The sequence below is a fragment of the Nocardia miyunensis NBRC 108239 genome, from assembly GCF_001613065.1.
Taxonomy (GTDB): domain Bacteria; phylum Actinomycetota; class Actinomycetes; order Mycobacteriales; family Mycobacteriaceae; genus Nocardia; species Nocardia miyunensis.
This window is the reverse complement of sequence record NZ_BDBQ01000157.1, coordinates 1-11,890: the sequence shown is the minus strand read 5'-3', so window position 1 is coordinate 11,890 and position 11,890 is coordinate 1. Positions and strand designations below refer to the sequence as shown.

Sequence of the window (11,890 nt, the reverse complement as noted above, 5' to 3'; positions counted from 1 at the left end):
ACTGCGGGCACCTCGGCTCCGGCGCGGGAACGCGGACCGGCCGACGTGGATGCGGATCGTTCATCCGCCAGATGACTGCTCATCGTTGAGACCTCAATCCATTCGAATCACTAAGGATCCGCGAAGTGTGATGGCGATAACCATACGATTATTTTGTGATCTGTCAAACACTGCACGTTAAATCATTCGGTATCCAAACGATCTGTCGAAGTCTGGCATCTGATCACTTCAGAAAAAGTGCTTATATCGTCGGAAATCAGCGTGACCATCGACGCAGAGTCTCCTGAGCGAGCGGCACCTGCATCGCTCTTCGCCGCCCGGAATTCTCGATCCCAGCAAGACAGCCAGCGAACAACCTGGACCACAACTCATACGACCGCCACCAAGACGGTCCCGACCCGAACTGGGCACGACCACCAAATTTATTCAGAAACCGAATATTCAATAATTCGGCCGGAGCTAACCCGCATCGTCAAGATCCACATGGTGCACCGCTCGCCGGCCAGGAGTCGCGCGGCGATGGCGGTCCGATCACCACGCGGTGATCCGCTTCGTGCTGTAGCGCGACTTCGGGAAGCCGATTTCTCCGAGACCAATCAGGGTCTTCCCCGATGCGGCCCGGGCACCGGCACGGTCACCATGGACAGCATGACCAGAGCGAACGGCTGGACCGGTGGGACCGGCCGCCGGACCGGATTCAACGAGCAGCTCCACCACCTGTGGCGGACGCGGCCGGTGCGGCTGCCGAGCCGGGGGCCGGTCGCCGGTGTGGCGGCCGGGTTCGGGCATCGCTACGGGGTGGACCCGGTGCTGGTGCGGGTCGCCTTCGTGGTGTCCACGATCTTCGGCGGATCGGGCATCGTGCTGTATCTGCTGGCATGGTTGCTGATGCCCGCCGAACAGGACGACGTGTCCGCCGCACAGAGCCTGATCGGCCGGGGTCACAGTATGCAGTCACCGACCAAGACGCTGGTGCTGATCGTGGCACTGGTGATCGCGGTCAGCACCGTGGGACCGGCGGGTGCGGGGCTCGGCGGGGCCGGAGTGATCAGTTTCGCCCTGATGGTGGCCGGTTGGTGGCTGCTGTACCTGCGTCAGCCCAATCCGCCCGCGGGCAGCGCCGATCCGCTGCTGCCCGACGGCGGACCCGCACCGACCGGATATCCCGGGGTGTTCCCGGGCGGTCCCCCCTGGACCGGGCCGACCTACGGCCCCTACACCAGGCTACCCGACCACTACGAGCCCGATATTCCGAAAGATGCTGCCGAACAAGATGTTTCATCACCGGACGCGATAACCGAGGCCATTGCGCGGGAACCGGACGCGGGGACCGCCGGTTCGAACACCGCCGTACTCCGTTCCGACGCACCGGTGGATTCGCCTGTCGGAGAAGAGGATTCCTCCGGCACAGCAGCAGACGAGGAGCTCCAGCCTCGCACGACCGCCCCGAACAGCGAAGCTACACAACCGATCACACCCCCGCGAACCGGCCCGTACCGGCCGCCCCCGGACCCGTCCCGGATCCGTCCCAACCCCGCGGGCTGGGATCCGCTCGGAGTGTCCCCGCTGGCCTGGGATCTGCCCGACCCCACCCCGCGCGGCCCGGTGGCGCCACCTCCGCCTCCCCCACGCCCCCGTTCACGGCTGACCCCGATCGTGATCGGCAGCGCCGTCCTCGCGGCGGCCGTCGCGGGAGCACTGGCAGCAGCCGGTGTGAGCTGGATGACGCCCGGCCGGATCGGCGCGGTGGCGCTCGCGGTGGTCGGGCTGGGCCTGCTGATCGGCGCGTTCCTGCGGCGCGGCTACGGCCTGATGGTGCTGCTGGCCCCGCTGGCCGGATTCGTGGTCCTGGCCTCGCTCGTCGGCCCGGTCACGTTCGACCGCTCCGCGATGGGCGAGCACACCTGGAAACCCGCCACGATGGCCGAGCTGAACCCCGCGTACCGGATCACCGTGGGTGACGGGACGCTGGATCTGCGGTCGTTGCATCTCACCGAGAATCGCACCGTCGCGGTGCAGGTTCGCGCGGGCGACTTCCGGGTCGTGGTGCCCGCGTCGATGCGTCTGGACGCGCGGTGCCGAGCGAAGGTCGGCGACATCACCTGCCCACAGGGACTCGTGGGCCCGGCCACCGGCCCGGTGCTCACCCTCGATGTCGACGTTCAAGCCGGAGATGCGGAGGTGACCCATGGCTGAGAACACCAGGACCGATGATCCGAAAACCGGTCGCGGACCGTCGTTCTCACTCCTGTTCGCCGGACTGCTGGCGCTGGCGGTGAGCGTGTGGGCCTTCCTGGGCCCGTCCGCGTGGCCCGCGCACAGCGCCTTCCCGATCGGCTGGATCGTGGTGGCAGTGGCCATCGTGGCCGGGATCGTGATGGTGATCTCGCCGCGTCGGCGCGGACGCTGACCGCCGGAAAAAGCGGGGCCCGGACCGTTCGGCGGTCCGGGCCCGCTTCAGATGAGAGCCGCGCTCACTCCCACTCGATCGTGCCCGGCGGCTTACTGGTCACATCCAGTACGACGCGGTTGATCTCGGCGACCTCGTTGGTGATGCGGGTGGAGATGCGCTCGAGGACGTCGAACGGCAGCCGCGTCCAGTCCGCGGTCATCGCGTCCTCGCTGGACACCGGGCGCAGCACGATCGGATGACCGTAGGTGCGGCCGTCACCCTGGACGCCCACACTGCGCACATCTGCCAGCAGCACCACCGGGCACTGCCAGATCTGCCGGTCCAGCCCCGCCGCGGTCAACTCCTCGCGGGCGATGGCGTCGGCGTGCCGCAACGTCTCCAGCCGGTCCGAGGTGACCTCGCCGACGATGCGGATGGCCAGTCCCGGCCCCGGGAACGGTTGGCGCGCAACGATTTCCTCGGGCAATCCCAATTCGCGCCCGACCGCGCGCACCTCGTCCTTGAACAGCAGCCGCAGCGGTTCGACGAGGGAGAACTCCAAATCCTCCGGCAGGCCGCCGACATTGTGGTGGCTCTTGATATTCGCCGTCCCCGAGCCGCCGCCGGACTCCACCACATCCGGATACAGCGTGCCCTGCACCAGGAACTCCACCTTCGGGGTCGAATCATCCACGGCCCCGGCCTCTTTCACGACCTGCGCCACGGCGCCCTCGAACGAGCGGATGAATTCGCGCCCGATGATCTTGCGCTTCTCCTCCGGATCGGTGACGCCCTTCAGCTCACCGAGGAATTTGTCCACCGCGTCGACGGTCACTAGTTTGGCGCCGGTCGCGGCGACGAAATCACGTTGCACCTGCTCGCGCTCCCCCGCACGCAGCAGACCGTGGTCGACGAAGACACAGGTCAGCTTGTCACCGATGGCCCGCTGCACCAGGGCCGCGGCCACCGCGGAGTCCACACCGCCGGACAGGCCGCAGATCGCGTGCCCGTCACCGACCTGCTCACGCACCTGCTCGATGAGCACCTCGGCGATATTGGCCGGGGTCCACGACGCCGAAATACCGGCGATCTCGTGCAGGAACCGGCTCAGCACCTGCTGGCCGTGCGGGGAGTGCAGAACCTCGGGGTGGTACTGCACACCGGCCAGCCGCCGCTCGGTGTCCTCGAACGCCGCCACCGGAGCGCCCGCACTCGTGCCGGTCACCTCGAATCCGGCCGGAGCGTCGGTGACCGCGTCGCCGTGGCTCATCCACACCGGCTGCACGGTGGGCAGACCGCCGTGCAGCACACCGCCGTCGACGCTGAGTTCGGTGCGTCCGTACTCGCGGGTGCCGGTGTGCGCGACGGTGCCGCCCAGCGCCTGGGCCATCGCCTGGAATCCGTAGCAGATGCCGAAGACCGGCACGTTCAGGTCGAACAGGCGCGGATCCAGCTGCGGCGCTCCGTCGGCGTACACACTCGACGGCCCGCCGGACAGGATCACCGCGAGCGGCGCGCGCTCTGCGATCTCCTCGACGGTCGCGGTATGCGGGATCACCTCGGAATACACGCTGGATTCGCGAACCCGCCGCGCGATCAGCTGCGCGTACTGCGCCCCGAAATCGACAACGAGCACCGGTCGCTGGGTTTCTGCCACTGAGACAGTTTACGAACCCAGCAACCAGCGGCATTTTCGGCCTCTGTGTCTTCGGCCTCCGCTTCGCTCCGGCGTGTTCGCGGCCCCCAAGGCTCGCCGCTCAGCACTCGAGACTCGGGCTCCGCCCATGCGCTTCGAGTGCTGAACGGCGAGCCGGCCGCGAACGGTCGCTCGAAGACTCGCTCCGTGGGGGGCCGGGAGAGCACATGTCTCACGTTTGCTCAGGTGGATGTGAGCGGAAGAAGAGGCGGACAAGTATCTCGCGGTTACTCAGGTGATTCGGATTCGGCTGAGACACCTGGGCTCGGGCGACCGAGGCTCCAGCGCGGTCACGAACTATCAGAGGCCCGCGCGGTGTTCACGATCTGCGAGAACTGTGCACTGCCTGGATGACGCTCGAATCTCCGTGTGGCGCAACAAAGCTCCGGCGAATGTGGAGCAGCCTCGGATCCGGTGGGACATCGCGGTGTACCGGCGGGACAAGCTGGACAACCGCCCATGCAGGGCGTGGGTTCCAGCTATCCTCGTGCTCGTGCCATTCGCCCGAGCGATCGACGCCGAAATCCACTACGAGGACAGCGGCGGGCACGGCCCGGTAGTGCTACTCGGGCACGAATTCTTCATGGACAGAACGATGTTCGCCTCGCAGGTCGCCGCGCTGTCCCCGGAATTCCGCATCGTCACCTGGGATGCCCGCGGCCACGGCCACACCCGGGATCAGGGGCTGCCGTTCAGTTACTGGACCTCCGCGCGCGATGCGCTCACCGTGCTCGATCAGCTGCGGGTCGAGCGCGCGATCGTCGGCGGCACCTCCCAGGGCGGATTCAGCGCCATTCGCACGGCACTGCTGGCTCCCGAGCGCGTCGCCGCGCTGATCCTCATCGCCACCGAGGCCCACGCCCCGACCGCACACGAGTTGGACAACTCCCGCCGCTTCCTGGAGCGCTGGCACGAGCCGCGCCTGCGCCGCCAGATGGCCGAACATCTGGCGCAGTGGCTGATCGGGGAGGACGCCTGGTATCGCGCGGTCTGGGTCAAGCGCTGGCTCTCGCGCGACCCGCACGCCACCGAGGTGGCCGCGGGCTGCATCCTGGGCCGCGACTCGATCCTGGAGCGCCTGCCGGAGATCACCTGCCCGGTCCTGGTGATCCACCCCGCCCTGTCCGGTGTCGCCCGCACCAACGCCGTGGAAATGGCTCGGCGACTGACGAATTCACGTTTCGTCGAGATCGAGGCCGCCCGTCAGGCGGTGAACATGACCCACCCGGCCCAGGTCAACTCCGCCATCCGCAAATTCCTCCGCGAGACGGTCCTGACCCAGTCCCACTAAGCGCGGACGCTGAGTCCGACCTTCTGGAATTCCTTGAGTTCGCGGTAACCGGCCTTGGCCATCGAACGGCGAAGGCCGCCAACGAGATTCATCGAACCCCACGGGTCGCTGGACGGACCGTAGAGCAGCTGCTGCAGGGTCGGGCGATCGTCCTCGTCGGCGAACTTCAGCAGGGCGCCACGCGGGACGGACGGGTGCGCGGCCGCGGCGGGCCAGTACCAACCGCGGGCGGGCGACTCCTGCGCCAGGGCCAGCGGGACGCCCAGCATGGCCGCGTCGGCGCCGCAGGCGATGGCCTTGGCCAACTGCCCGGAGGACACGATGTCACCGTCCGCGATGACGTGCACATAGCGGCCGCCGGTCTCGTCCAGGTAGTCCCGGCGGGCCGCGGCGGCGTCGGCGATCGCGGTGGCCATCGGCACGCCGATGCCCAGCACCTCACCGGTGGTGGTCGCGCCCGCGGTCGAGCCGTACCCGACGATCACACCGGCCGCGCCGGTGCGCATCAGATGCAGTGCGGTGCGGTGATCGCTCACCCCGCCCGCCACCACGGGAACGTCCAGGTCGGCGATGAAGGTCTTGAGGTTCAGCGGCTCCCCGTCGCCGACGTGCTCGGCGGAGATGATGGTGCCGTGCACGACCAGCAGGTCGATTCCGGCCTGCACCAGGGCCGGGGTCAGCGCGCGAGCGTTCTGCGGGCTCACCCGCACCGACACCGTCACACCCGCGGCCCGCACCTGCGCGACCGCCGAGGCCAGCAGATCCGGCTGCATCGGGGCGGCGTGCAGCGATTGCAGCAGGGCGATCGCGGCCTCGGTGCCCTCCTTCTCGGCCACCTCGAGCAGGCGATCGATGCAGGAGGCCACGTCCGCGTGCCGGGCCCACAGACCCTCACCGTTGATGACGCCGAGCCCGCCGAGACGGCCGAGCTCGATCGCGAACTCCGGCGACACCAGCGCGTCGGTCGGATGCGCCACCAGCGGGATGTCGAACCGGTAGGCGTCGAGCTGCCAGGCCAGTGACACCTGCTTGGACGAGCGGGTGCGCCGGGAGGGAACGATGTCGACATCGTCCAGTTCGTATGTCCGCCGGGCGGTCCGGCCCATGCCGATCTCGACCATGTCGCGCACTGAAGTTCTCCTTAATTCCTGCGCAGTGTGTGCTGCGCCGCCTCGGGCATCGCGGGGTCGCGGAGCCGGGAGGCTCGCCGGTTCGCGAAGCCGCCGGGTGCTCCGTCACCGCGCACGCCACGGACCGGGCACGCCGAGCCGCCTGCGACGAGCACAGCAAGAGCCTAACCGCCCTCACCAGCGTCCAGTCACCCCCCGGTTACGGGGGTGTCAGCCGCGACCGGTGTAGTTGGGCGCCTCGACGGTCATCGTGATGTCGTGCGGGTGGCTCTCCTTGAGCCCGGCCGCGGTGATCTGGACGAACTGCTTCTCCTGCAGATCGGCGATCGACTGCGATCCGGTGTAGCCCATGGCCGCGCGCAGACCGCCGACCAACTGGTGGATCACCTGGTTGACCGGACCGCGGAAGGGCACCCGGCCCTCGATGCCCTCGGGCACCAGCTTGTCCTCGGCGAGCACGTCTTCCTGGAAGTAGCGGTCCTTCGAATACGACTTGCCCTGCCCACGACCCTGCATGGCGCCCAGCGAGCCCATACCGCGGTAGCTCTTGAACTGCTTGCCGCCCACCAGGATCAGCTCGCCCGGCGATTCGGCGGTACCGGCCAGCAGCGAGCCGAGCATCACGGTGGACGCGCCGGCCACGATGGCCTTGGCGACATCGCCGGAGAACTGGATGCCGCCATCGGCGATGACCGGCACACCGGCCGGCTTGCACACCGCGACGGCCTCGAGGATCGCGGTGATCTGCGGCGCGCCGACGCCCGCGACGACACGCGTGGTGCAGATCGAGCCGGGGCCGACACCCACCTTCACCGCGTCCGCGCCCGCCGCGACGAGCGCGGCGGCGCCCTCACGGGTGGCGACATTGCCGCCGACGACCTGGATGCGGTCGCCGACCTCGGTCTTGACCTTGGTGACCATCTCCAGCACCTGCGTCTGATGGCCGTGTGCGGTGTCCACGATCAGCACGTCGACCCCGGCGTCCGCGAGGGTCATCGCCCGGGACCAGGCGTCCTCACCGACGCCGACGGCGGCGCCGACCAGCAGACGGCCGTCCCGGTCCTTCGTCGCGTTCGGGTACTGGTCGGTCTTGACGAAATCCTTGACGGTGATCAGCCCGCGCAGACGGCCCTCGCCGTCGACGATCGGCAGCTTCTCCACCTTGTGCCGCCGCAGCAGGCCCAGCGCGGCCTCGGCCGTGACGCCCTCCTGCGCGGTGATCAGCGGCGCCTTGGTCATCACATCGGCGACGTGGCGGTTCTGATCGACCTCGAAGCGCATGTCCCGGTTGGTGATGATGCCCACCAGCTCACCGGTCTCGTCCACGACCGGCAGACCGGAGATGCGGAACCGCGCGCACATCGCGTCGACCTCGGCGAGGGTGTCGTTCGGGCGGCAGGTGACCGGATCGGTGACCATGCCCGCCTCCGAGCGCTTCACCGTCTCCACCTGCGACGCCTGATCGGCGGTCGCGAGATTGCGGTGCAACACGCCCATACCGCCCGCACGCGCCATCGCGATCGCCATGCGCGCCTCGGTGACGGTGTCCATCGCCGAACTCACCAGCGGCGTGCGCAGCGTGATGTCCCGGGTCAGCCGGCTCGACGTCTGCACCGAGCTGGGGATCAGATCCGAAGCGGCGGGCAACAGCAGCACATCGTCGAATGTGAGGCCGAGCATGGCGATCTTGTTCGGATCGTCGCCACCCGTACGAGGGCGGACGGTACGTTCGCCCATCACGGGACTAGTCATCGGATCGACCCCTCCTGGACCTCGAACGCTGTGAGCCCGGAACACGCCGGGCTCGCGAATTTCTGCTGACGGATGCGGAGCCGAAAAGTCTTTCCCGGCACCTGGCGTCCATGGTATCGGCCGCCCATGCGCGCGATCGCGGCGGCTCCGCCGACACCGGACCACGGCCTCGACTCGATCCCTCCCGAGTTGCGCGTAACCGGGGGTACAGGGTTTGCTGAACACGCCCGCGCACCGGCCCGGAGTGATCTGTCCCGCACAGTCTTCCGTTGCCGGTTGTTTTCGGACCGCGCACCCCGGTGCACCCCACGAACCCCTCGAATCGGTGCGACAAGCCCGTCAAAATATGCGCAGCGCTGGCGCGGAGGGGGTGGTTCTGCGTACCGTGGGAATGTGCGTGACCATCTACCACCTGGCCTGCCGCCGGACCCGTTCGCCGGAGATCCCTCCGACCCGTCGGCCGCGCTGGATGCCATCGAGCCTGGGGAGCCGCTGGATCCCCACGAGCGGCTAGCGGTCGAAGAGGATCTCGCCGACCTCGCTGTCTACGAGGCGCTGCTGGCGCACCGCGGTATCCGCGGGCTCGTGGTCAGCTGCGAAGACTGTCGGCAAGATCACTACCACGATTGGGATATGTTGCGCGCCAACCTACTCCAGCTGCTGGTCGACGGCACGGTGCGCCCGCACGAGCCCGCCTACGATCCGACCCCGGAAGCCTACGTCACGTGGGACTACTGCCGCGGGTACGCCGACGCTTCGATGAACGAGGCATTGCACGGCGACGGATTCGACGGGTTCGACGCCTGATCCACTTTTGGCCCGGCCGACGCCTTGCGCGTCGGCCGGGCCAAAAGAAAAACCGGACGCCTGTAGGGCCGTCCGGTCGTTGCAAGAACGCCTCGTTATTCGATTGTGTCCGTACGACGGGCTATCTGAATCCCCCACCCGGCAGGAAGCCGCCGCCCGTCGGCACGTGGACCGTCGGCACGACCGGCTGCACCGTGGGCAGCGAATGCTGGGTCGGCAGTGAATTCTCCGTAGGGATCGGATTCCCCGTGGACATCTGATCCCCCGTCGGAATCTGATGCGTCGTGGGCCCGGTGTCCATGGTCGGGACGACCCGAACGCTGGTCGGCGCCGACGAGGGCTGCACCGTTCCCGTGGGCTCGTGTCCGCCGGGCCGAGTCGTCGGCGGAACGACCGTGGTCGGCGAATTCGAATGTGTGGACGACGGATTGGTCTGCACCGTGTTCCCGCCGGGCACCGTGCTGACGGGCGCCTGCGGGGACGTGGAACTCCCCGCTGTGCCCTGCAGCAGGCGCGGATCGCGCGTGGTCGAGGTGGTACCGCTGCTCGGATGTCCACCGCTGGGCCACGACGGGAGCGTCGTGGGCAACACGACCGAATTCGGCAGCGTGGGCACCGGCACGCCACTGGGCAGCAGCGAGGCGGCGATCTCGGGAGCCTTGTCGTGCAACGCCGTCCAGACCTGGTTCCACTGGTTCGTGAGGGTCTTCTTACGAGCCGAATCGCTGATCTGCCCGGCCCCGGCCTGCGCGCTCGCCAGCAGCGACTTGGCCTGGTCGGGATGACCCGCGGCGATCAGATCCTGCGCCTTGGCCATATCGCCCTGGGCGTTCTGCGCGATGGTGGTCTGGGCCTGCTGACTGAACACGACCTCCTTGACCTTCCACAGCGGATCGCCGGGCTCGGCATTGTAGGAGAACGCCGTCATACCACCGGCGATCAGCGCGACCGCGGCCGCGGCGCCCATGAGCGGGCGCACGAGCCGTAGGTGACCGCGTTTGGTGGCGTTGACCCTTGCCTGCCGAGCGCCGATTTCCTGGTTGACAGCCGCGACAATGTCGTCCAGATCCGGTCCGGCCGGCAACGGCTCGTCGACGATGTCGGCCCGCCAGCTCGCCAGCAGCGTCGCGAGTTGATACTCCTCGTCGCTGCCGGTCGACACGGTCCCATCGCCGGCGATCGCATCGATCAGCGCATCGTCGCGACGAACCGCGGCGATATCCACCGGCCCGGTGTCACCGGAGTCCTCGGCGTAGGGACCGCTGTTCTGCGATCCAAGCCGCGCTTTCCAGTCGCCCCGACCGCGCTCGCCATCCCTAGCCATACATTTCACCTGCCCTCGCCACTTGTGACTTGAGTTTCGCGAGGGCCCGGTGCTGAGCCACCCGCACCGCGCCCGCCGTACTGCCCACGGCGGTTGCGGTTTCTTCCGCTGACAGACCCATCACCAAGCGCAGAATCAGGATCTCCCGATGTTTCTCCGGAAGCGTGGCCAGCAGAGTGTTCATCTGCCGTCCGGCCTCGGACTCGAGAGCTCGCTGTTCAGGCCCCTGGTCGGTGGATATGACATCTGGTACTTCGGCCATCGCGTCCGACTTGTTACGGGCGGCGTTGCGATGGGCGTCGGCGACCTTGTGCGAAGCGATTCCGTAGACGAAGGCCATGAAGGGCCGGCCCTGATCCTGATACCGCGGCAGGGCGGTCATCACGGCCAGGCACACCTCCTGTGCGACGTCGTCCGCGGAGAGCTGCCCACGCTCCGCGGAACCGATTCGCGCCCGGCAGTAGCGCACTACCAACGGGCGAACGATCTCCAATACCTGGGCTAGAGCCGAACGATCACCCTGCGCTGCGGCAGCGACGGCGGTGTCCAACTCCTCGCCCGTGTGCGTCATCGTCAGAGATATTCCTGGCGTTACAAGTGGCACGGTCCGTGTTTGACCAGTGCTTCCACCGGTCGGCGGAACGAAACCAACAATAGCGGTTCCAAACCGTGGGCTCGGCAACACGGTGAATCAGGGGGTGCCGAGAACCTCGGTGTCCGAACGCAATCGACCGCCGAGTATCGCCAGTTCACGGGCGCACTCAGCCGCCTCGACCACCGCGAGTGTTGCGGCGGAACCGGTTTCGACTCCGCCGCGCAGCATGGCGCTCGCCCATCGCAGTGGCAGCAGACCGTGCTCGCGGCACTGCTCGGCGACGGCCGCCGCGAGTCGGGCGGAGCGATCGAGATCACCGTCCGCGGCCGTCGCGGCGGCCAGGAGTAGACGGGACTTGACGAGATGTCTCGTCGACGGCCCTTGCTCGGCGATCGCCACGGCCGCCGCGGCATGATCGCGCGCGGGCCGCTCGATCAGACCCGAGCCGGGGGCCGCGAGCGCGGTCTCGGCGCAGACCCAATGCCAGCGCATCCGGGCGCGCCACCCCGCACTCGCCTCGATCGGCTGGCGGCAACGTTCCAGCAGCCGGGCGGCGAGGGACGGCCGGGCGGTTCCGAGCGCATCGGCGGCAAGTCCGGTCAGCGCATCGCACACCGCTTCGACACGAGCGACACAGACCAGTTCCGTGTCGATCACGCGAGCGTCGGGCGCGAAGCGCGCTCCCGGACCGTGCGCACCGGCCAGCGCCCTGCCGTCCAGCACCGCCGCCTCGGCATGCCAGCCCAACTGCCGCAGCAGCGACGCCTCGGTGCTGGCGGCCAGCGAACGCAGCACCGAATCGCCGGTCAGGCGGTATGTGCGGTGGAGTTCGGCGCGCGCGGCGGCGTACCGGCCCTGCCCGCCCAGCGCGAACGCGCGCAGCCACGACTCGACGCCGTCGGC

Annotated in this window: 10 protein-coding genes; 4 read left to right on the top strand and 6 right to left on the bottom strand. The window is 68.3% G+C overall.

The genetic code is table 11. The features are described from left to right. Nucleotides 1-648 precede the first annotated feature (648 nt). Together NM2_RS46135 and NM2_RS46130 are read left to right on the top strand one after the other, a co-directional pair. Entirely contained in the window at nucleotides 649-2,196 is a 1,548-nt protein-coding gene (locus NM2_RS46135; RefSeq protein WP_067683932.1) for a PspC domain-containing protein, read from the top strand. Further along, on the top strand, nucleotides 2,189-2,410 hold the full coding sequence (locus NM2_RS46130; protein WP_067683921.1) for a hypothetical protein: 222 nt from the start codon (nucleotides 2,189-2,191) through the stop codon (nucleotides 2,408-2,410). Before NM2_RS46135 ends, NM2_RS46130 begins: the two co-directional genes overlap by 8 nt. 64 nt (nucleotides 2,411-2,474) lie before the next feature. On the opposite strand, the gene guaA is transcribed toward NM2_RS46130, so the two are convergent. After that, nucleotides 2,475-4,049, bottom strand: coding sequence for a glutamine-hydrolyzing GMP synthase (gene guaA / locus NM2_RS46125; RefSeq protein ID WP_067683919.1), 1,575 nt, complete (start codon nucleotides 4,047-4,049; stop codon nucleotides 2,475-2,477). Nucleotides 4,050-4,581: 532 nt separating this feature from the next. Here guaA and NM2_RS46120 point away from each other — a divergent pair. After that, nucleotides 4,582-5,379, top strand: coding sequence for an alpha/beta fold hydrolase (locus tag NM2_RS46120; protein WP_067683929.1), 798 nt, complete (start codon nucleotides 4,582-4,584; stop codon nucleotides 5,377-5,379). Here NM2_RS46120 and NM2_RS46115 read toward each other — a convergent pair. Both NM2_RS46115 and guaB read right to left on the bottom strand, forming a co-directional pair. Further along, entirely contained in the window at nucleotides 5,376-6,509 is a 1,134-nt protein-coding gene (locus NM2_RS46115) for a GuaB3 family IMP dehydrogenase-related protein (protein WP_067683916.1), read from the bottom strand. The two genes, NM2_RS46120 and NM2_RS46115, sit on opposite strands and share 4 nt — an antisense overlap. Before the next feature lie 210 nt (nucleotides 6,510-6,719). Continuing rightward, the gene (gene guaB / locus NM2_RS46110; protein WP_245718577.1) at nucleotides 6,720-8,261 is read right to left on the bottom strand and encodes an IMP dehydrogenase; all 1,542 of its coding nucleotides are present in this window, start codon (nucleotides 8,259-8,261) and stop codon (nucleotides 6,720-6,722) included. A 393-nt stretch (nucleotides 8,262-8,654) separates the two neighbouring features. Between guaB and NM2_RS46105 the strand changes: the two genes are divergently transcribed. Beyond that, nucleotides 8,655-9,068, top strand: a complete 414-nt coding sequence (locus NM2_RS46105) for a DUF5319 domain-containing protein (protein ID WP_019932909.1) — start codon at nucleotides 8,655-8,657, stop codon at nucleotides 9,066-9,068. A gap of 121 nt (nucleotides 9,069-9,189) precedes the next feature. On the opposite strand, the gene NM2_RS46100 is transcribed toward NM2_RS46105, so the two are convergent. The 3 genes from NM2_RS46100 to NM2_RS50560 all read right to left on the bottom strand — a co-directional run. After that, nucleotides 9,190-10,392 (bottom strand): anti-sigma-D factor RsdA, encoded by a 1,203-nt coding sequence (locus NM2_RS46100; protein ID WP_157122051.1) that lies wholly within the window; start codon nucleotides 10,390-10,392, stop codon nucleotides 9,190-9,192. Next, nucleotides 10,385-10,963, bottom strand: a complete 579-nt coding sequence (locus NM2_RS46095) for a sigma-70 family RNA polymerase sigma factor (protein WP_040819228.1) — start codon at nucleotides 10,961-10,963, stop codon at nucleotides 10,385-10,387. The genes NM2_RS46100 and NM2_RS46095 overlap by 8 nt, the downstream gene beginning before the upstream one ends. A 120-nt stretch (nucleotides 10,964-11,083) precedes the next feature. Next, the coding region (locus NM2_RS50560) for a hypothetical protein (RefSeq protein ID WP_067683910.1) at nucleotides 11,084-11,890 on the bottom strand (807 nt) is incomplete at its 5' end.

Coding starts and splice junctions, on each gene's coding strand:
- NM2_RS46135 (WP_067683932.1), top strand. CDS start 649: ATGACCAGAGCGAACGGCTGGACCGGTGGGACCGGCCGCCGGACCGGA.
- guaB (WP_245718577.1), bottom strand. CDS start 8,261: ATGACTAGTCCCGTGATGGGCGAACGTACCGTCCGCCCTCGTACGGGT.
- NM2_RS46100 (WP_157122051.1), bottom strand. CDS start 10,392: ATGGCTAGGGATGGCGAGCGCGGTCGGGGCGACTGGAAAGCGCGGCTT.
- NM2_RS46095 (WP_040819228.1), bottom strand. CDS start 10,963: ATGACGCACACGGGCGAGGAGTTGGACACCGCCGTCGCTGCCGCAGCG.
- NM2_RS46130 (WP_067683921.1), top strand. CDS start 2,189: ATGGCTGAGAACACCAGGACCGATGATCCGAAAACCGGTCGCGGACCG.